The sequence below is a fragment of the Comamonas kerstersii genome (assembly GCF_008801935.1).
Taxonomy (GTDB): domain Bacteria; phylum Pseudomonadota; class Gammaproteobacteria; order Burkholderiales; family Burkholderiaceae_C; genus Comamonas; species Comamonas kerstersii.
On record NZ_VZOT01000023.1, the window covers coordinates 1 to 21,566 of the forward strand.

The following is a 21,566-nucleotide window of genomic DNA, read 5'->3' on the forward strand; positions in this document are numbered from 1 at the left end:
GGAAGGGCCACTTTCCCTCCCCCGCTGGGGGAGGGTTGGGGTGGGGGCCAGCCCGATGCATCTACACCACCGACTGGTGTTTAGCTCCCCTGCCCCCATCCCCGCCTTCCCCCAGAGGGGGAAGGAGTGAGAGTCAGGGAAGTTGAGGCACCCTCGCTCTCTCCTGGAACAAGCGCCCCTGTGCTGGCGTAGTGACTCCCCCTCTCACTTGTGAGAGTGGGCTGGGATAAGGGCCACTTTCCCTCCCCCGCTGGGGGAGGGTTGGGGTGGGGGCCAGCCCGATGCATCTACACCACCGACTGATGTTTAGCACCCCTGTGCTGGCGTATTGACTCCCTCTCCCACTTGTGGGAGAGGGTTGGGATAAGCGCCACTTTCCCTCCCCCGCTGGGGGAGGGCTGGGGTGAGGGCCAGCCCACAACAAAAGGAGACTGCGGTCTCCTTTTTGCTTCATAGCCCCCTCACCCTAACCCTCTCCCGTGAACGGGAGAGGGAACAAGCGCCCTGTGCTGGCGTAGTGACTCCCTCTCCCACTTGTGGGAGAGGGCTGGGGTGAGGGCCAGCCCGCCGCCTATGCCTCCGGCACTATGGCTTCCGCGTAGTCATACAGCGCCCCCAGAATCTCTTCGGCGCGCTCGTCTTCCACGGTCTCCGACAGCGCATCAATCTGCGCAAACAGCTGCTCCACCGTACGCGCACCGCCATCGCCTTGCAGCAAGGCTGCTGCGCAGTGCAGCTGCCAGCGTTCCTGCTCCTGCTCGGTCAAACTGTCGGGCCAGTTGCGCGCACGCCAGCGGAAGACCAGCTCCTGCAGGCGTGCATCGTCAAAGCCCGTGCGGTCCACGCTCAACTCCTGGGGCGACAGCTCGCGCAGCTGGTTCAGCCTGCGACGGTCGGCCGGGCCGATGAAGCCGTTGTACAGGTCCTGATCCACATCGTTCGGCCCATGGCCTTCGAGCTTGCTGTACACCTGCTTCCACAGCTGGCTCATGTCTGGCAGCGCGCGGGCCTTGACGGCATGCTCAATGCACAGATTCATGTCAATGCCCCACTTGGCCGCCATCTCGGGCGACAGCGTCTTGAGGTTGCGCACCACCATGGGCGACTTGTTGATGTGAATGCTCTTGATGGGCAGGCGCGTGACACCCTCGGGCAGATCTGCCGCCCTGGTGAACATGCGCAAGCGCAATGTGTCCGCATCAATGGCAGCCAGCTCGCTGGGGTCTGCATTCAAGTCCCAGCAGATCACCTCGTTCTTGTTCGTAGGGTGCTGGGCCAGTGGCCACATCACGGCAATGCAGCCACGCTCGGGCCGGATCATGCCGGAGACATGCAGAAAAGGCCGTGCGTCGATTTGCTGTGCAGGCAACCCCATCTCATGCAGCACACGGTCTTTTTTGCGCAGCGCGAAGGCAAACTCAAACAGCTTGGGGTGCTTTTGCTTGATCAGCCTTGCCAGCGCAATCGTGGCGCGCACATCGCTCAAGGCATCATGGGCCTGCTCATGCCCCAGGCCGTTGGCGCGTGCCAGGTCTTCGAGCTTGAAAGACGGGCTGCCATCTTCCTTGACAGGCCACTCAATCCCATCCGGGCGCAGCGCATAGACCATGCGCACCACATCCAGCAAATCCCAGCGGCTGCATTCGTTCTGCCATTCGCGCGCATAGGGGTCGATCAGATTGCGCCAGAACAGAAAACGCGTCACCTCATCGTCAAAGCGAATCGTGTTGTAGCCCACGCCCACCGTGCCCGGCTGGCTGAAGGCCGCCTCAATCTCACGCGCAAACACGTCTTCTGGCACGCCCTGCTCCAGCGCCTGCTGGGGGGTAATGCCGGTGATCAGGCAGGACTCGGGGCTGGGCAGATAGTCCGGCGCTGGCTGGCAGTACCGCATGATGGGCTCGCCCACCTCGTTGAGGTCCATGTCGGTGCGAATCGCCGCAAACTGCGCGGGACGGTCATAACGCGGATTGGCACCAAAGGTTTCGTAGTCGTGCCAGAGGAAGGTAAGTTCAGCCATGAGGGTTGCAGCTTGAGCACCTGCAGGCAGCGCAAGTGCAGTTATGATCGAAAGATTGCTGATTCTAGCCCAGTCTTTTAAATAATTAATAAAGAAAACAAGGGCTTATTAAAAACCAATGGAAAAAATAGCCTCCTCTAAAATTAGCCCCGAAGATATAGAAACCAGAAAAAAACAAATCTACATTGCCAAAAAAACTCAAAGACTGCTTGGCAACTTTATTACTTTCCCTGCTTTTTTCAAACACCATCTCCAGCTCATACATCAAGGCAGCGCTTTTTCTCTGCACCCGCTGTATGCACAGTATTTTTTCAAACAAAAACTTATTATTCAGCTCCCCGTACAGCGCATAGAACACGCCATGCACGACTGGGTGCAATGCAATGCACAGCACTTGCACACCAGCGATTATTTTTTGAGTAATCAAGATCTGCTTTCCATCAGCCACCCAGTGGAAAACATACTGGCATACCGGCATGCGAAAGAACTCCTCGCTGCTGACTGGAACTACCAAAGCACCAAAGCCTACCAATACTTCAGCACAGCCCTTAGCAAAGGCAAACCGATTAAAAAACAGCATGTACTGCTGGATAGCACCACAGCCATTGATGCCTATTTTGAACGCTTCCAGCAACTGTATCTATCCATTCAAAACCACGGTTTATTGAGTAATGCGCAGATCAGCCAGCGCAGCGCTCAGCAGCCAGACAGAGAAATTGGTATTGCCATTGATCGCCGTGGCAACATCTTCAAACTCCAGGGTGGTCAGCACCGCTTTGCACTGGCGAAATTGCTGAATATTTCACATATTCCGGTGGAAATTCGCATGGTGCATACGGATTTGCTTCAGCAGATCTGCCAGACCCATAAAAAATCACCCATACAGGCCATTTTGTGGATGGCGCACCAGCTGGCCAGCGCAGAAGCTGTCTGTTAATGGTTGGGTGACGGCCTCCCTGCACAGCCCTCCTTCCCTCACTTCTGTTCCCTCCCCCGCTGGGGGAGGGTGGGGGTGGGGGCCGCCAGAAAAGGAAGAAGCTCCCTCACCCCTGCCCTCTCCCGCAAGCGGGAGAGGGAGTTCATACCAAATTCATAGCTGCCAGCGCTTGCTGCATGGGCGCTAGAGGCATTTTTCATGATGAAAACTGGTGGCTATCATGCAGCGCCACGGCTGCATGGATCAAGCCTGGCAGGCCCCCATCCCTGCCTTCCCCCAGAGGGGGAAGGAGAGCAAGCCAGAGGGGAAAGGATTCACCTCTCCCGCCTCTATTCCCTCCCCCAGTGGGGGAAGGAGCAAAGGCAGGCGGGAGAACGAATCACTGGCGCTCAATCAATCGTTCGCTTGTCCAGCCCTTTTTTCAGCACCAGATCCACAATCCGCTGCTCTCGCTTATTCGATCGCATGCAATGGTCTTTCTGGAAAAGGTCTGTTACCCAGATCACTGCCTTGGCCCATTGTTTGTCGCGCTCGCGCCAGGCGTGGGAGGAGACGCTCTCCCATGCATACCCATTAAATAGCGTGGCATTCACAAAATGGTCCAAGGCTCGCACCCCTGCACGGCCTCGATCAGTTTTTCCAAACAAGCCAACCCACCACAGCAGCAAGTAACCCAGAATCGCCAAGGGAACAATGGCACACATCAATAAAAAACCTGCCAAACGTTCCTTCACACTGCAGCCCTTTGCTTCAAACGCACCATCACCCCATTGGCTGATCGAATCGTAAGCCGCCCCACCGGCTGGGGCTCGTGTTCATCCACAGGCAATATTTCAAAATCTCTGAGCAGCATGCTCAAAATCAGCACGGCCTCCTGCAGTGCAAACGCAGCCCCCAGGCACACCCGTGGGCCCATGCTGAAAGGAAAATAGGCATGCTTAAGTGCAGCCTTGCTTTCTTCGCGGTCAAAGCGGTCTGGGTCAAACGCATCAGGCTCCTTCCACCACTTTCTGTGGCGCTGCATCAGCCAGGGGGCCACCACCACCGTGCTGCCTGCCTTGACCTGCTTGTTGCGGATCGGGCACGTCTGGGCACTTTCACGCGCGAAGAAGCCCACGGGTGGAAACAGCCGCAATGCCTCGCGGAAGATGTTCCACACCAGCGGCAAGTCTTTCATATCGCGCTGCTCCGGCTGGCGCTGTGCCAGCACCTCATCAATCTGGGCCCGTGCACGGGTCTGCACCTCCTGGTCCATGGAGAGCAGATAGCAGGCCCATGTCAGCGCACTGGCTGAAGTCTCATGCCCCGCCAGAAACAGCATGGCCACCTGGTTCACCAGCTCTTCAAAGTCAAACGGCTGGCCTGTCTGCGGATCTTTGGCCTGCATAAAGGCCGCAAGAATATCTTTGGGCTCTTCATCCACCTCGCCACGCTGGTGGGCTTCATAACGGGGCAGCACCATGGCGCTAAGCAGGCTGCGAATTTCCTTGGCTGCCTGGTTACTGCGCCAACGGTTCCATGGCAGCGCTGCCCAACGCATGCCAAACAGCGCGGGCAGCATCAGCTTGGGGGCCAATGCCTGATAACGCGCAAACGCCTTGAAGATCCTCAGCGCATCCGGCCCCTGCATGGGCTCCGAGAAAATCGTGCGGAAGATGATGTCTGCCGTCACATGCGTCATCTCCACTTCAATGTCATGTGGCTTGCCATCAGCCATGGCCTGCAGCCGCTGGAGCAAAGCCTGTGAGGCCTCCAGCATGCGCGGGAAAGCCACATTCAGCCGTGCCTGCTCAAACGCGGGGTTCATCATGCTGCGCTGGCGCTGCCATTGCGCGCCATTGGTGGTGAAGATGCTCTCACCCAGCAAAGGCTCCAGCGCTTCATGCAGCAGCTGGCTTTTAGGGAAGTTGGCCGCCTCGGTCTGCATCACGCGCTTGACCTGTTCAGGGTCATTGAGCATGTACAGATCCAGGCTGGGCAGGTGCACCTCACCCATCTGCATGTGGTAGCTGCGCTCATACAGCGCGTCCATCCAAGAACGGCGCGCATGCCAGAACATGCTCAGCTTGGATGCCTGCTCAGGACGAGGCTTGGGGTAAACGGGGCAAAAACGGCTCATCTCAACAATCTTTTTCGAACAAAGTCTTCTACAGGGCCAGCATGCGTGAGCATGGCGAAATAGTCATAACCACCACGCAACTGTGCAGCCATCAAATATTGAAAATGCATGCGCATCTTATTGCGGCGCAGCCAGCGGTAAGTGTCAGGCTTGAACAGCTTGTGAAACCGCGGCGTGCACATGCACTGCGGGTTGTGCAGGGGCTGTGACTTTGGCAGATAGCTCTCGCGCAGGCTTAAGCGCATCAAGTCGCACATGCCAAAACTCACGCTGTCCCCCGGAGATGAAATATCCACCCAAAACCAGTTGGCGTCCTGCGCCAGATCAAGCAAATGCTGGCGCATCTGCGTGGCTTGGGGCATCAGGCTGAACAGTGGAATGCAATTTCCCAGCGTCACCAGTCGCACCCGCTGCCATTGCTCCTGCGTCAATTGCTGCTGCAAGCTGTGCAGCAAATCCACGGCCATGGCACTGCCCACACTAAACCCCACCACCAGCAATTCCCGCTCGGGGTGTGCAGCCAGTTCCTCTGCCAGCACCTTGGCTGTGGCTGCATGGCGCTGCTGCAGCGCAGGCACGCCGTTGCTCTCTGCAGCCTCACGCGCAAAATTCATGATCCGCATGATCCACGAGACATGCAGCACCCCATCCAGCTTCCACCCCAGCCCAAGCACCGCCAGCGCTGTCAGTACGGCAGCCAACACATTCCACACCAGGCTGGCTGTGCTGGCTATTTGTGGTAGCAGCTGCACAGCGCCCCATGCTGCCAGCACGGCAAACAAGACGAACAGCAAGCCATACACCAGTGGATAAGCCAGCGTCCACAGCGTGTAAGGCGTCTGCTGGTGCAAGGGCCCCAAGCAGCGCCGCTCTTTCCAGACCAATGCGTAAGTCTTCAGCGCCTGGCTGGCCACCGCCCAGCGGCTTTTGGGCCAGTGGCTTCGCACCACATCTGACCAGTCATAAAACACATAGTCTGCAGATTGCCCCTGGGCGCTGGATACGCGCCATGCCGCATGTGGCAAGTCTGCTTGCTCACCCGCTGGCCATCGCTCACGTGGCCCTATCTGGTAGGCAGCACCCACCACCGCCGACTGCAACTGCGCCTGCTGGCGCATCAGCCGGTGGTAGTAAGCAGCACCTCGCGGATCAAAACCACCCACAAACAGCACCAGGCGCTGTGCTGCAGACTTTTGCATAAAAGTGCTCATGAATTGCTGCGGCGTGAAGCAGTGCGTGACTGCTTCTTACGCGCACGTGAATGTGCTTTGACTGTACTTTTTGTGGTGGCGACTCCCTGCGTTGTGTTCACCGTTTCAGGCCACAGGCGCTGCGCCATCTGCCCATTCAAAAACACACCGCACTTCCAAGGGGCCTGGGCAATTTTTCGGTAAAAACTGCCGTTGAGCTGCGTGCGGCTCACCAGTGCCTGCTTAAAGCGCAGCACCAAATCAGGCTCAGGCGCTGCTGTATGCGCCAGGTGCCAGAAGCTGCGCAGCTTGCCCTGGTACGTCAGCTCCGGCATGTCATACAACGCCGCGCCACACACTTTGACTGGTGCACCATGCCCCAGCGCTGACAGGCCCACCGTGCTGTTCACCACTACCACCCCACGCGCAGCTTTGAGCAATGAGGGCAAATGCTGGTCATGGATGTAGCGCACCTGCTCCTGCAGCCCATAGCGCTGGGCCAGCAGCTTCAGCACCTTGCCATAGTGGCGGTGCCCGCGGTCCATGGGGTGGTGCTTGAACACCAGGCGCGTATGCTCCAGAGACTGCCCACCTTCAGGCATCTGGCCGTCTCGCTCTGCTTGCAATGCCCGGGCGTAGGAGCGCATTACCAGATTCATAAACTCACAGACGGAGGCAAAGTCTGAATGCACGCTGATCTGTGCATCGTTGTACACCTGCAGCGGCACCAGGAAAAAATTCTTGTGCCAGGTGCTGCACAGCTGCGCCTCAATACCGCTTTCCTTGATCTTGTACCAGGCCTTGCGCCCAAAAGACAGCCACCAGTACGGTGCATCAGCCACCGTCATGGGGCGGTGGTGCAGGCCATTGTTCCAGCACTTCTGCCCCAGCCAGGCCGCAAAAAAATAGGCCATGCCCCACATGGCTGCATGCCAGTAGGTATTGCCTACTTTCACCGTGTGCAATGCCTCAGACTCTGCAGCCTTTGTTTTTCGAGCAGGGGCGGCATCCAGCAGCGTGCGTGCAAACAGCCATTCCTGCAGATCTTGCCCAAACACGGAATGCCCATTCACGCCAAACGGCTCAAAGGTCACATAGTCCGGGCGCAGATAGCCTTCTTCAAAGACCCCCAATGCACAGCCCAGCTGGGTACACAAATCACGCACACAGGCGTGCACAGGACGGCAGTCACCAAACACCAGCACCACATCAATGGCCTGTGCCTGCATAAAGGCCCGCAAGGTGGCAGGCCAGCCCTGCAGGCTGCCACGGTAGCTTTGCGCGCCCCTGGGGTAGAACAGCCAGTCGCCAGCGTTGAAGTTGAACTTGAACACCTGCGCACCTCTGCCGCGCAAATCCTTAGCCAAGTTCCAGAAAAAGGGGCCTACTGGCCCCTGCAACAACAACACTCTTTTGCCAGCAAAGCTCGGCTTACCCATTGATTGCACTCATGTCCTTAACAAAGAAAAGCTCTGCTTGCCTAGCTGGCAAAATCAGAGCATTTCTCACATTCTCTACCAAATAAAAAGCAGGGCTCTAGTACCGTAGCAGCTATGCCCCATATTCCAGCACCTGCCTCTGCACCTTATTTAACTTATGTTAATAAAGTGCTTGGCATAGCACCTTCAACTTGCGCCACTGCCGCGCCACATAGCCCACGCGCAACTGCTGCAGCTTGCCACTGCTTGCCAAAGCATCGCGCCGCTGGCGCAATTGCTCCAGCACGGCCTCGCAGCTGGTGTAGCCCTTGAGCACTGGGTCCCAATACAGCGGGTAGGCAATCAGGGCGCAATACACCAGTTCATCCAGGCTGCGCGTGCGCAAGCGCCGGGGCACGGGCAGCACGTCTTCCGTCAGGCCCCAGCCTGCATAAAACGGCCTGCCATGCACCACCACCCGCTTGCCGCGCAACAGGGCATCAAAGCCGGTCAGCGATGTCATGGTGACCACCACATCACAGGCCTCTACACAGCTCACCACCGATGCCTGTGTTTCCACCGCATCCGCATAGTGCATGGCCTGCTGCAAAGCCAGCCGCCCTTTACGGTTGCCACTGGCTACATCCGGGTGCGGCTTATAAACAATAAAAGCATCTGGAAACTGCGCCCGTGCTGCCTGCAGCAGCCCCAGATTGGTATGCACGCCCCGTTCCACATCGCAGCCAAAGCGAATGGATGCGTCATCTTCCACCTGGCCCGGCACCAGCACCACCTGCCGCCCGGCACTGCGCCACTGCACAGGGGTATTGGGTTCCAGGTTGTACTTGGTCAGCCGGTGCTGCACGATGCATTCACGCACCTTGCGTGCACGCTCCACGTCGTGCGCCGTGCATTCACGGTGGTTGAGCAAATCTTCCAGCTCTGAGGGTTGGCCGGGGTCAAAGTAAATACCCTTGGCATCCAGCACAAAAGACTGGGGCGGTATCAGGTCAGAGCCCAGGCCTACAGAGCGCACAAAGCCATCTTCCATGCGCAGCAGGCGCATCCCAGCTTGCTCAGCCAGCTCCTGCACACCTGCGGGCGGCACACGGCCCCAGCACACCAGGCAGTCGTCTTTCACAGGCTGCAGCGCAGCAGCCTCTGCCGCGTTTTTGACAAATAGCACCTTCTCTGGGTACAGCGACAGCATAGGCCGCAAGTTCGCCGCCTTCCAGCGCCGAAAGCCCACGCAAATCATGCGCCCGGCATAGCGCTGTGCCACCTGCTTTTGTTGCACCAGCCAGCGCATCACATCCGTGATTTCGCCACGCTGGTGGGTATAGGGGTTTAAGTAACGTGTGTAGTGCAGATAGGCTGCCGCAAACAGCTCATCCACACTGCGCCTGCGGCCTGTACCCACAGCGCGCCGCTGCATGGCGGGGTGATTGGGCTGGCGGTCATCCGTCACACCCCAGCCTGCGTACCAGGGCACACCAAAGCAAGTCACAGGCTTGCCTGCCAGCAAAGCCTCAAAACCCATGGTGGAGCTGACCACATACACCTTGCTCATCTGCTGGATGAGGGAGAGTGGATTCACCGCCTCGCGCAACACCACCACGCGTTCACTGTTCTGCACAGCGGTCAGGTAGCCACCCTTGCGGCCACTGCTTACTTCCGGGTGGGTTTTGACATAGATGGTCGCCTGCGGGTTTTCATCCAGCGCGGCCTGCAGCATGTCTGCAAAGCTATGCGCACTGGCGCCACCCAGTGCCACGCTCATATCTCCCGCCGTCTGGTCCACCACCAGCACACGCTGCACATCACCCGCACGCAAGGCATCTGGCGGCAGATCTGGCGCATGGTTGTATTTGCTCAGGCCGGCCTGCAGCAAAGCCGCACGCGCCTGCACTGCATTGCAGCCAGGGCCTGCCAGCACATCCATGGGGCTTGCCAGCAATTGCTCCAGTGCGCTGGGCTGGGTGCAGTCGTAGTAAATGCCTGCATCGTCTACCACCAAAGACAGGCCGGGCGAATATGTCCCTGTGCCAAAGGAGCGTACGAATCCATCTTCCAGCGTGAGCGCTGGCAGTCCGCGCCAATGGGCAGCCCTGCGTGCCATGCGTCCACTGCGCTTGACGCCCCAGCCAGCAAAAGCCTCCGCTTGCACGACGGCCATTGGCAAATAGCGCAGGCGGCCTGGCAGCAAAGCTTCCAACAGCCCTAATCTGTGCAACCACCAGCACCCACAAATCCATGATTTCATTTTGATAACACCGCCAATGCTGCTTGCAGAGCCCGCTCTGGCACAGCAATTTCACCCGGTACTACAAAAGGCCTGCACCCTACCCACTGTCGCAAGTCACATGGCAAAGCTGGTGTCTTCCCCTGGCGCAAGCACTCGATATACCACTCAGCCCACGCTTCTAAATAGGCCAGCCGCGTACCAGAAAAACCTGCAGCGCTATAGCCCGTATCTCCTGACGTCATTAAAGAGCCTTCACGATGTGCCCCCAGTGCCAAGGGCTGCTGAATATCTTTAATCGCAGCGGCTCCAAACACCAGCTTCAGGCGTGCATGAAATTCGCTATCTGCGCCGGTGCGCACCATATCCCAAGCACCCATACGCTTTAAAACCTGCTCCCTTCTAAATAAAGGCGAAGAAGGGTTAAAACGCAGCAAAGGGTGTACCAGCCATGCATAGAACACCCCATCGTCACGCATTCTGAGCCAGCTTGAAGTCGTCGCAACCAAAGACGTATCCTCCAGCAATGGTCTTACCTGGCGTTCAATTTTTAAGGGGTGTGACCAGTCGTCTGAGTCATGGCATGTCACAAACTCGCCACGCGCCATCTGCAGGCCCAGGCTTTTGGCCAAGTACGTGCCCCCATTTACCGGCAACTGCAGCACACGCACCCGCGCATCCCTGCTAGCCCAAGCCTGCACATGCGCCAGCGCATTGGCCAGCAGGCATTCATGGTGCTCTTCAAACGGGTGGGCGGGCTGGCGCACAGCCAGAAACTCCACCGGCACCCACTGGCTGCCCTGGTGCAGCCACTGAAAAAACGCATGCTGCCCGTTGCTGCCAGGCTCCCCCCACACCATGCCAGTGGTGGGCATGTTTACAGGACTGCCATCTTCACGCACGCGCTTGCCATTGCTTTCCATTTCCAGCTGCTGCAAATAGGCAGGCAGGCGGCGCAGACCATGGTGGTAAGGCGCTACGCAGCGTGCAGGCACCTGCATCAGGCTGCTGTACCACACATCCAGCATGCCCAGCCACACAGGCACGTTGCGCTGCAACGGGGCTTGCTCAAAGTGTGCATCCATGGCGGCACCGCCTTGCAGCAGGGCTTCAAACACCTCACGGCCCACAGCCAAAGCCACCGGCAAGCCCACGGCAGACCACACAGAAAACCGCCCGCCTATGCCTTCCGGCATATGCAGCACCTGCGTAAAGCCAGCAGCATATGCCGCCTGTGTGCGCGCAGTGATCGCCACAAAATGTGCAGGCCAGTTGCTGCCGCCCTGCTGGGCAAACCACTGCTGGGCAGAGTGCAGGTTGCGCTGGGTTTCAGCCGTGCTCCAGGACTTGGAAGCCACCACAAACAAGGTCGTGGCAGGGTGCAGCCCCTGCAGGGCCTGGTGCAGGTCATGCCCATCCATGTTAGAGACCACGCGCACCTGCGGCCCATCACACCAGGGCTGCAATGCCTGCAGCAGCAGCTCTGGCCCCAGGCCAGAGCCACCAATGCCAATATGCACCACATGCTGTATCTGCCCACTGGCACGCAGCCGCTGGGCTAAACCCAGCATCTGGTGCAGGCCTGCACACACAGCATCTTGCCCAGCCGCATCCCCCCCCGCATTGCCTGCATAGCGCTGGCGCAGCACGGCATGCAAGGCCGGGCGCTGCTCTGTATGGTTCACCACTTCACCCGCCAGCAGGGCCTGACGCCTGGCGGCCAAGCCACTGCGCTCTACCAGACCCAGCAGACCAGACAGGGCCGCGTCATCAATCAGGTTTTTAGAGAAATCCACCAGCATATGCGGTGCATTTAGAGCCATGCGCTCAAAGCGTGCAGGGGCTTGCAGCACATCGCGCAGTTGCAAGCTGCTCTGGCAGGCCTGTGCCTGTGTCTGCAAAAGGGGCCAGTTGGCTTCTGTGGCAATCACAGCCAGTCCTTTTCTGTGGTTTACACCGTGGTTTCCAGCATGGTGGGCAGCACTTCGCGTGGCTGAATGCGTGCAGCTTCCGCCAGCAGCAGCTGCTCAAACTGCTGGCCTACTTCTGGGTGCTTGCGTGCCATGGCCAGTGTGGCTTCCAGGTAGCCCATCTTGCTACCGCAGTCATAGCGCTTGCCATGATAACGATAGGCCAGCACCTGCTCTTCAGCCATCAGCGCAGCAATTCCATCAGTTAGCTGAATCTCACCCCCTGCTCCCTTACCCAAGTGGGCCAAGTGGTGGAAGATGCGCGGCGTCAGCACATAGCGCCCCACCACAGCCAAGGTAGATGGCGCATCTTCCGGCTTGGGCTTTTCCACAATGGCGTGCACAGCCTCTAAATCTTCTTTCAGGGGCTTGCTGGCCACAATGCCATAGCTGCGCGTGTCCTCGCGCGGCACCTGCTGCACCCCCAACACCGAGCACTTGTAGTAGTCATACACATCCACCATCTGGCGCATCACCGCAGGCTCACCATCCAGCAAGTCATCAGCCAGCAGCACCGCAAATGGCTCGTTACCCACCACTGGCTGAGCGCATAGCACAGCGTGCCCCAAACCCAGCGCCTCTGCCTGGCGAATGAACACGCATTTCATATCCGCAGGCATCAGTGTGCGCACAAAGTTCAGCATTTCATGCTTGCCACGGCGCTCCAGCTCGTTTTCCAGCTCATAGGCCATATCAAAATGGTCTTCGATGCTGCGCTTGCTGCGCCCGGTCACAAACACCATTTCTTTAATGCCTGCGGCCCATGCTTCTTCCACCGCGTACTGAATCAGCGGTTTATCGACCACGGGCAGCATTTCTTTGGGGCTGGCCTTGGTGGCAGGTAAAAACCGTGTGCCCATACCGGCTACCGGAAATACTGCTTTTTTGATTTTCATAACTGATTAATGATCAAAACAAAATTCAAGCATCACCGCCAAATAAATCGCGTGTGTACACCTTGTCAGCCACATCCGCAATTTCTGGCACCGCCCGGTTGGCCACAATCACGTCGGATATGCGTTTGAACTCTGCCAAATCACGCACCACGCGCGAATTAAAAAATTCTGGCGCATCCAATACCGGCTCATACACCACCACCTCCACACCCTTGGCCTTGAGGCGCTTCATCACCCCCTGGACGGAAGAAGCACGGAAATTGTCCGAGCCAGCTTTCATCACCAGGCGGTAGATACCCACCACCTTGGGACTGCGCTTCAAAATATCGTCCGCCACAAAATCCTTTCGCGTGCGGTTCGATTCCACAATCGCATGCATCAGGCTCTGCGGAACATCAGCATAGTTGGCCAGCAACTGCTTGGTGTCCTTGGGAAGGCAGTAACCACCGTAACCAAACGAAGGATTGTTGTAGTGCCCGCCAATGCGTGAGTCGAGACTGACGCCTTCAATGATCTGGCGCGTATCCAGCCCATGCACGGCCGCATAGGTATCCAGTTCATTGAAATATGCGACGCGCATCGCCAGATAGGTATTGGCAAACAGCTTGATGGCCTCGGCCTCGGTGCTATCCGTCAGCAATACCTGCACATCTCTTTTGATGGCGCCTTCACACAGCAGATCGGCAAACTGTTGACCACGCTCGGAACGCTCCCCCACCACAATGCGGCTGGGATGAAGGTTGTCATAAAGGGCCTTGCCTTCACGCAAAAACTCTGGCGAGAAAACGATGTTCTCACTACCCAGTTGTTCCTTCAGGCGCTTGGTAAAGCCAACTGGTACCGTAGATTTGATCACCATCACCGCATCCGGATTGATTGCCATCACCTCTCGTGCCACCGACTCCACCGACTTGGTATTGAAGTACTGCGTTTGCGGATCGTAATCCGTAGGCGTGGCGATGATGACAAAGTCCGCGCCAGCATAAGCATCCTGCTTATTCAGCGTGGCACGGAAGTTCAGCTTTTTTTCCGCCAGGAAACTCTGAATCTCTGCATCTACAATGGGAGACTTCCTGTCATTGAGCAGAGCTACTTTACGCTCGTCAATATCAAGCGCCACCACTTCATGGTGCTGTGCCAACAGCATGGCATTGGAGAGGCCGACGTATCCTGTACCCGCAATTGCTATCTTCATTTTCAAAATCCAGATTATTTCAATGCTTTATCAAGCGCTATATCCTGCCCAAGCCAAAAGCAAGCTCTTTGTGTCCACGGTTTCTCCGGCAAACTCCAGAATGGAGCACTTTCTTCCAACCCCAGAGGGAGAAAAGCAACACTGCACAGATAGAGGCTCCCCGTGGAAATATAGTTTTCACCGACTCCTGGCTGGTGACCATTGATTCCAATCTATTTAATGCAAGAAGCATCTACCCATACAGTAAAAAACCAAACATCAATCTAGCATCCTCTTGAAATCAAACTATATCTTGATTTCCAAAAGAACGAGGTGTAAATATTTTCTCAGAATTAACACGTTTCAAATCTTCTATAAAGGTAATAGGATTACGCATATTCAATGCCGAAATAATAGACGGATGCATATCCCACCATTTTGATTCTAACAACCCCTCTATAACTTCTTCATCGAACCGATATCTTATTAATTTAGCAGGGTTACCCCCATAAATTGCATAGGGTTCGACATCCTTAGTAACAACGGACTCTGCAGCAATAACTGCACCAGTCCCAATATTAATTCCACGAGCTAACCATACATTGCTGCCGATCCAAACATCGTTATTAATAACAATCTCTCTTCTTGGTTGCTTATTAAAAATAGCAGGAAATGAACAGTCAAATTTTTCAATTCCACTAGCGACCATGGAAAAATTTTTGTCGTAAACAAATGGAGATGTGGTTACAGCTTCGATCGGATGTCGAACTCCTGAAAACTTAAGCCCTCCAGCGATTGAGCAATAACGTCCAACAGTTACATAATCAACCAAACTTGACCAAGAATAACTCATAAATCCCAGCGACGCGAATCTATCCCCCGAAAGAAAAGCACATCCCTCTTCTATACGAAAAACATCTGGAAAGAAAACTTCCTTTTTATCATTAATTCTCCCCGCACCGGAATTTGTAAGAAATATGTTGTAATCAGCAAATATTTCTTTTACCTCTTCAAATTTAAGAACAATCATATCATTATTTATTTAGTAAAAACTCTTTATACAATCTAACTGCGTTAAGTAGCATAGCCTTCTGACGACTAGGATTATCAGCATGCAAAGGAAGCATTGAAATAAACAATAGCACCACCAAAGGCAAAATATCAATCACTGATTCTCCTTCTATAAAAGAAAAATCGAAAAACTTATCCTGGATTAATTTAACTCGATTATCAATATCAAATTTAATGCAATCAAACCCATCTGAGTCAACATCAATCTGGTACCGGCCGGCAATTATAAAATCATACAAACCTATTATTGAATGGGTCAATTTTGCCAGATCATATTTCTGATCACCGAAAATAGTTAAATCACCACCAAAGCTCAACCCACGGGGATCAATGACCTTTAAACTACTTGAACGAGAATCAAACAAAATATTGCTAAAACACAAATCCCCATGCAATATTGCAGGTACCAAAGACCTTTGAAGCGTCAGATGGATACAATCTTCAGCAATTCCAGAAGCAGTTAAAGGTCTACCATTATGCAAAGATAAAACAGTATTACTAGAAAATCCCGTTTCATGCTCAAACAATCTTAAGCGCTCAATTGTTTTACTCTGGTAGAGAGCAAGAGCCTCTTTCTTTAAAACATCAAAATAATCAAAATTATTAAAATCGCCCTCTCTAGCATCTTCAAAAAATTTCTTTAGCAATTTAAATTTTTTTATCCAGAAATCTACTGAATTTCGTCCATGAACAAATAACTCATTCAAAGGAAGATAGGGCAAATACTCTAACGCGTAAAATCTTGCACCGCTCTCTAAAATACCGGAGCTTAAAAGATGAGGAGTATATTTTTTTATGTTCAACGGGACATTTTTAAACCAATTCTCTTCTGCTTCTATTTTTTTTACCGGCTCGCCTGTTTTATATAGAACGCCATCCACAATCTTCAAAGAATTAAATGAACGTTGAGTTGTTATTCTAGAGCGCGATGAGAAATATGTATTCACATGCCCAAGATCGAACCATTTCTCACAAGCAATGGCCTTCAATTTATTTTTATTCCCGTATTCTCTTACTGCATGCACGAAGTTTCTACGACTTGATGCCAATGCACGCAAAAATTCACGTTGATCAGAAAATGAGAAAAATCCAGACCACACCAGCGTAGCCTCAATGCTATTTTCAGCGGGAGATTCGATCTCCCAATCATAATCCCCGGCAGATTGGCCAACAGCAACCTCATCTAAACCGGTTGATATTAAAGTATCACCATGTAGCAATCTCAACGTTTTGCCTTCGACAGATGCCACATTCAACACATATGTTAACGCTTCTGCAAGTGAGAAATCTTCAGGAACAGCAATCACCTCGACTCTCAAGGATTGCATCAGCTGCTGCTCATCTAGTGTCAATTCGTAGTTCGCAGGCAACGAGACAATAATTTTCTCGTCTTTGAAACGACGTAGCTCTTGGACCTGATGTTCCAGCAGCTTTTTATTCCCCAAAGGAAGTAAACATGGCGGAATCAAGCCCAACTCATTCCTGAACTCAGGGATCACATAAGCAGCAGAATTGATAACAATCATTCTTTCATTCCCAGCATATTCTTGATATCGGCTATAGACATGCTCGCAAACTCATTCGGTCTGACAGCCCTATCATCAACATAAAAGCCTTCTGTTCCACACCACGGTTTTCCGGTGTAGATTTCATCATAAGGAACTTCATGCCTATTTAACCAATCTATAATTACTGGCAAAGTATTTGCATTAATCTTGCCTATGTTGCCAGAATATGTTCTCATATTTCTACTGGTACATATAACGATTTCAAAGCCCATGGCCTTAAAATCTTTCATTCGATCAATTACATCATGTTTTGGTAAAGAATTTCCATAATCACCATTTAATGTACTACAAATGGTGTCATCCAGATCCATGATTATTCTTTTCATATTAAAATCACTTCTCTCTCAGAAGAATCTCGTATTCTGCAGGAGTGCCACAAAAATCAATCTGATCGGCATCAATAATATCATAGTTGATTTTCAACCCTTTTTTAATCATTTTATTATATAAAGGCGCAATATAAAACTCACCCTTAGTTTCCTCACCCGCATTCAGTGCATCTTCGAAAATTCCGCAAAATTCAATATGACTCTTGAAATAATAAAGTCCATCGCTGCACAAATCAGATATTCGCTCTTTCTCTGTGGTTCGCGTTACTGTAAAATCAGGTCCAGGCTCAACAAAAGACCAGTGATCGCCTTCACCGCGGAATACCTCCAGATAACCATCGCAATTTGACAGAAATTCTGGCTTTATATATCCATAGCGAATGGTATCTATATTAAAAATCGTCACAGGGAAGTCTTCATTGAATTCTTTCAATGCGAGATAGGCAGTCTCCGCCTGCCCCCTGGTGTCTCGATCTAATTTGATTATTTTATATTTTTTTACGCCAAGTTTTCTTACTGAATCTTCTACAAATGCAGCGGCAAAATAATCTGGACGCAGAACAAAAACAAATAACTCATCCTCAAAGTATTTTTCAAATGACCTAACCGCCCATTCAAAGATGGTAACACCCTTGTATTCCAAAGCATATTTAGGCAGAGAATAGCCTGCTTTTTTAAAGCGACTACTTAGTCCAGCCATTGTGATAAGAAACATAAATTACCCTTTAGAGTTAAAAGAAAGAAATTCTATCGGATACGATCTCATTTTCGTATCTTATAAGATACCTTGGATTTTCAATAATAGGATTAATAATTTTTGGAAGATTTATGTTGTGCTTTATCATGTTCTCCAACATTTTTTTTCGCACATAAGAAACTCCAGAGGATGAGTCATAGTTTTTCACTACAGACATCCACTCCCAAAAGTCAATCATTTCATTATTTGCAATCCATACTTGGTATTCAGACAAGAATCGTCTGTACAGAAGGTAACGATCATCCTTCACACCATAGAAGTGTAAGAAGTACATGTCATTTACATCTGGATTATTTAAATACATCATTCTTGGACTAGTGCCATCAGGCCTCCTAAGAATACCCACGTCTCCATATTTTTCGTTTACATCATATTTAATACAGCTTCTCTTACCAATGAAAGAGTCACCACTTAAGCCTAAATACTTCCTTGTTGAGTCATAGTGATAAATGTCACCACAAACATTCAAACTATAGAGAAGAAAAAAATCGTAGATATCTGACTTTTGCTTGACTATATCAATCAGGTTCGAAAATGCCGCACATTTTTGCGCAAGTTCATCATTACTATCGAAAGCACAAAAATCGCCATCCCATTTAATGGTCCATTCATTAGATGATTTACTTAAAGCAAAATTCCTAACTGCAGCCAACTGCATTCTCGACTGTAAGGGAAAAAACTTAACCTTTCTTTCATTATCATTTTTTGCGATGAAATTCGCAATTATTTCAGGAGTTCTATCCTCGGATTTATTATCCACAACAACTATTTCATCGACATTTTTATATATAGATCCTAGAGAATAATATATAAAGTCTTCTTCATTAAAACAATTTACAATAGCACTAATTTTCATTTACACCCTCTTAAAGAGATACTTTCTAGATGCAACACCATCACCTTCGACAGGAGAATAATTGTAATCAGCGTTCCGCTGTCTCCGTAATGAGCTATTCACCACCAGAAAGTGATTTATTTTTTGCTGATCTAACTTTTTAATCGAAGTATTTTCTCCATGTAGAGCTCGATTATAACTAATTTTATTGACATGCTTGAATGGTCCGACCTCGCTGAGCTTCAGATACATATCATAATCAACCGCATTTGTAATTTCTTGATCAAATCCTAAGGTAAGATTCCAGGCTCTCGCGGTAAACATGCGAAAGTGATGAGCAATCATGGCTGTTGTTAATTTCTCACGAGAAAATACCGGCCAGTTATACCCCTTGGCAATCAATGTCCCGTCAGGTTTTACATTACGATTTGTTGTATAAACGCAGGCCAAGCGTCGATCGGCAAGGAACTCTCTAAGACATATCTCCACCGCATCAGGCTCAAGATAATCATCAGAATCAAGCTGTCCAATGTAATATCCACGTGCCATTTTCACTGCAGAATTAGATGCAGCGCCAATGCCCCCATTTTTCTTCGTGACATATCTTACTCTTGGATTAGCGCTATAGTTCTTCTGCAAGATTTCCAACGTGTTATCTGTTGATCCATCGTTGCAAATACAGACCTCAAGATCCACAATCGTCTGATTAAGCGCACTGTCAACGCATCGCACAATGCTTTCTGCACAGTTGTATGCCGGAATATATATAGAAACCAATGGGCGATTATGAATAGAAGAACTATTTAACGGCGCAGGCTTTCTATAAAAATAAGGAACCTTTTCTTTCACTATATTAATAGTGATCTTTTTCCCCTCTGCCCGGTCCGTTTCATTCTCTTTTCCAGGTGGCTCCTGGTGGTATGCCATAGCACCCCAAACCGCTCTAAAGAAGCAGCCTTCACGGTACAAACGGTAGCCAAATTCATTGTCTTCTCCACCCCAATGAGTGAATTCCTCGTCGAACCAACCCGCACGTTCAAGCCACTTCCTAGCGAATGCAACATTACCACCGCTAAAGAAGCGAAATGGAGTATCACATAGCCTCAAATCCTCCGTTGCACGGAAGTGCTCCAGTCGCCAGTCAACTGATATGTCAGCTTGTGTCTTACCAGCCACGCTGTTATTGGTCCTGACTTCCGGTAGACGCTCTATAAGCGACTTGTCGCCTCTAATGTCTTCCGCAGACAGATGACTCGTATCCACATATTTGCGAGGCCCTATTAGAGCGACATCATCATTTTCAACCAGCAGACTCATATACGACTCGACCCATTTGATATTTGGAGCCATGTCGCAATCGAGAATTGCCACAAAATCGTATTTTCCAGTTCTCAGTCCTAAATTACGTACAGCACACAGTTGATAGCCGTAATCCTTCTGTCGGACATACTTGATATCTAGAAGTGATTCATACCTCCGAACAACCTCGGTGATATCCTCCTTGCTTCCGTCGTCTGCAACGATTACCTCAAATGCATATTTCGTTTCCTGATTGACGAGACAAGCGAGCGTTATATCAAGAATATTCTTACGGTTAAATGTCGGAACAACAATGCTTAGACCTGCCGTATTATCTGCAGGGACAATTTCTTGATCTTTTTTTCTTGCACTACTCCAGAGAAAGTCGTTAGTGCTATCAGGCAGTTTTGCCAAAATCAGATCTTTTGGCCAGTCAGCCGGGATCGGATTAACAGTCTTTGTCTCCGCATCTTCAGACTTACGGCTTGTCAGCGCTTGATACTGTTTCAAGCACTCCTGCTTTTCCGTTTCCGTCAAATTCAGTTCGCCCATGGAGGCAAGCATGAACTTTGTAGCGGGGTCGAGTTCAGTGGATGATTTGGCTCTGGGTTCTGCTTCTTGTTTTGAGGGGTTGCCTCCTGAAATATTCCTTTGGCATAAAGCAATATTCACCTCAACCAGCGAATCTCCATAAATACCCGCAGCCTTCTTGAATAGTTCAAGAGCTTTTTGATATTCATTTTTCTGATAAAAACTTATTGCTTCACTAAGTATTTTCATAAAATTCAAAAATTAAGTTATTTGACTGAAAATATGAATCCCTTTTTCACTAGGGATTGAAGATTCCTCTATTGCAATAGAGCGTTTTTTATAGAATTCCCGCCACAAATCTATCGTAGCTTTTTCCTCAGGCCTGCTTGCGTCATCCAGCACGATATCGATCGATTGCTTGGCAAACGCATTAAATATAATAGGCACTGCGGGGTACCGGGCATTCTTGCATGTAGCCCCTGGAGGACCATCCACCAATACCAGTATCTTTATTTTCTGAGACTTGTACTTCTCAGCCAAATCTTCCAAGATAGATTGGCAGTCATAATACAAATAATCCTGACATTCATCCTTCCAGTCAATTAAAGGTGCATGTATCAGACTGACATACCCATCAAGCTTTCTTGTCCGCAGCATTTTTTGAGTTTTTTCATGGTAGAGCTGGTTATGCTCGAATGTCACAATCTCGGTCTTCAGTGTTTTTGGCACTGCTGATTTTTGTGTTTTTCCACTCATCGCTTCAGACGCTTTTGCAAAAAGCGCCGTGGAAGTTCCACTTCCAAACTCAATGATGAGGTCGTAATTTTGCGATCTCATTTTTTCCAATAAGAAAACCCCAATATCCGGGCTTATTGGCCAACCATGAAAATCCGAGAAAAAATCTCCGCTGGAAAAGAAGCTCTGGATATTCATAAATGATTCCAGCTGCTTGACTGAATTGGTCAAGCCTTTTCCTAAGGAACCTCTGCATAAGTCCCCAACGCATGTGCTTGCACATGCGTGCCGGGTGCGGCAGCATCCCGGCCTATGCAGCAATTTGATCTTGGCCTGAACCTTTCCACCAAAAAAACACGTAAACGCGAATTCCTGGAGCAGATGCAGCAAGTCGTTCCATGGCAAGAGTTGGTGGACTTGATTGCGCCATATGCGCCTGAAGGTCGCAAAGGACGGCCTCCATTTCCTGTGGAGA

The 21,566-nt window shown here is 51.4% G+C and carries 19 protein-coding genes; 2 read left to right on the plus strand and 17 right to left on the minus strand.

Annotated features, from left to right (window positions below; translation table 11 throughout):
* Positions 1-571: 571 nt before the first annotated feature.
* Complete coding sequence (sbcB, locus tag F7P80_RS16180; RefSeq protein ID WP_151046080.1) at positions 572-2,020, minus strand: exodeoxyribonuclease I; 1,449 nt, start codon at positions 2,018-2,020, stop codon at positions 572-574.
* A gap of 118 nt (positions 2,021-2,138) precedes the next feature.
* Here sbcB and F7P80_RS16185 point away from each other — a divergent pair, with 118 nt between their 5' ends.
* Positions 2,139-2,957, plus strand: coding sequence for a hypothetical protein (locus F7P80_RS16185; protein ID WP_151046082.1), 819 nt, complete (start codon positions 2,139-2,141; stop codon positions 2,955-2,957).
* 389 nt (positions 2,958-3,346) lie between these two features.
* Here the strand turns inward: F7P80_RS16185 and F7P80_RS16190 are convergent, their stop codons facing one another.
* The 16 genes from F7P80_RS16190 to F7P80_RS16265 form a co-directional block, all read right to left on the minus strand.
* Complete coding sequence (locus F7P80_RS16190; RefSeq protein WP_151046084.1) at positions 3,347-3,691, minus strand: hypothetical protein; 345 nt, start codon at positions 3,689-3,691, stop codon at positions 3,347-3,349.
* Positions 3,688-5,076 (minus strand): cytochrome P450, encoded by a 1,389-nt coding sequence (locus tag F7P80_RS16195; RefSeq protein ID WP_151046086.1) that lies wholly within the window; start codon positions 5,074-5,076, stop codon positions 3,688-3,690. The genes F7P80_RS16190 and F7P80_RS16195 overlap by 4 nt, the downstream gene beginning before the upstream one ends.
* Positions 5,073-6,275: a hypothetical protein gene (locus F7P80_RS16200; protein WP_249041507.1), complete on the minus strand. Its 1,203-nt coding sequence runs from the start codon at positions 6,273-6,275 to the stop codon at positions 5,073-5,075. The genes F7P80_RS16195 and F7P80_RS16200 overlap by 4 nt, the downstream gene beginning before the upstream one ends.
* A gap of 8 nt (positions 6,276-6,283) precedes the next feature.
* Positions 6,284-7,600: a capsular biosynthesis protein gene (locus tag F7P80_RS16205; protein ID WP_249041508.1), complete on the minus strand. Its 1,317-nt coding sequence runs from the start codon at positions 7,598-7,600 to the stop codon at positions 6,284-6,286.
* 265 nt (positions 7,601-7,865) lie between these two features.
* Positions 7,866-9,860: a capsule polysaccharide biogenesis protein gene (locus F7P80_RS16210; protein WP_151046092.1), complete on the minus strand. Its 1,995-nt coding sequence runs from the start codon at positions 9,858-9,860 to the stop codon at positions 7,866-7,868.
* Between the two features lie 83 nt (positions 9,861-9,943).
* Positions 9,944-11,857: a glycosyltransferase gene (locus F7P80_RS16215; protein ID WP_151046094.1), complete on the minus strand. Its 1,914-nt coding sequence runs from the start codon at positions 11,855-11,857 to the stop codon at positions 9,944-9,946.
* Between the two features lie 20 nt (positions 11,858-11,877).
* Positions 11,878-12,792, minus strand: coding sequence for a UTP--glucose-1-phosphate uridylyltransferase GalU (galU, locus tag F7P80_RS16220; RefSeq protein WP_151046096.1), 915 nt, complete (start codon positions 12,790-12,792; stop codon positions 11,878-11,880).
* A gap of 25 nt (positions 12,793-12,817) precedes the next feature.
* Positions 12,818-13,987, minus strand: a complete 1,170-nt coding sequence (locus tag F7P80_RS16225) for a nucleotide sugar dehydrogenase (RefSeq protein ID WP_151046098.1) — start codon at positions 13,985-13,987, stop codon at positions 12,818-12,820.
* Between the two features lie 14 nt (positions 13,988-14,001).
* The gene (locus F7P80_RS17455; RefSeq protein WP_151046114.1) at positions 14,002-14,199 is read right to left on the minus strand and encodes a DUF2264 domain-containing protein; all 198 of its coding nucleotides are present in this window, start codon (positions 14,197-14,199) and stop codon (positions 14,002-14,004) included.
* Positions 14,200-14,267: 68 nt separating this feature from the next.
* Entirely contained in the window at positions 14,268-14,996 is a 729-nt protein-coding gene (locus F7P80_RS17460) for a CatB-related O-acetyltransferase (RefSeq protein ID WP_151046100.1), read from the minus strand.
* A 4-nt stretch (positions 14,997-15,000) separates the two neighbouring features.
* Positions 15,001-16,563 (minus strand): glycosyltransferase family protein, encoded by a 1,563-nt coding sequence (locus tag F7P80_RS16240; RefSeq protein ID WP_151046102.1) that lies wholly within the window; start codon positions 16,561-16,563, stop codon positions 15,001-15,003.
* Positions 16,560-16,931, minus strand: a complete 372-nt coding sequence (locus F7P80_RS16245; protein ID WP_151046104.1) for an HAD-IIIC family phosphatase — start codon at positions 16,929-16,931, stop codon at positions 16,560-16,562. The genes F7P80_RS16240 and F7P80_RS16245 overlap by 4 nt, the downstream gene beginning before the upstream one ends.
* Before the next feature lie 7 nt (positions 16,932-16,938).
* A complete protein-coding gene (locus F7P80_RS16250) occupies positions 16,939-17,649 on the minus strand; it encodes a glycosyltransferase family 2 protein (protein ID WP_151046106.1) in 711 nt (236 codons plus the stop codon).
* Positions 17,650-17,665: 16 nt separating this feature from the next.
* Positions 17,666-18,547, minus strand: coding sequence for a glycosyltransferase family 2 protein (locus tag F7P80_RS16255; protein ID WP_151046108.1), 882 nt, complete (start codon positions 18,545-18,547; stop codon positions 17,666-17,668).
* Positions 18,548-20,605, minus strand: a complete 2,058-nt coding sequence (locus F7P80_RS16260; protein ID WP_151046110.1) for a glycosyltransferase family 2 protein — start codon at positions 20,603-20,605, stop codon at positions 18,548-18,550.
* 12 nt (positions 20,606-20,617) lie between these two features.
* Complete coding sequence (locus tag F7P80_RS16265; RefSeq protein WP_151046112.1) at positions 20,618-21,289, minus strand: class I SAM-dependent methyltransferase; 672 nt, start codon at positions 21,287-21,289, stop codon at positions 20,618-20,620.
* A 114-nt stretch (positions 21,290-21,403) separates the two neighbouring features.
* Here F7P80_RS16265 and F7P80_RS16975 point away from each other — a divergent pair.
* Positions 21,404-21,566 (plus strand): transposase (locus F7P80_RS16975; protein WP_487246630.1); only part of this gene is annotated, 163 nt, incomplete at its 3' end.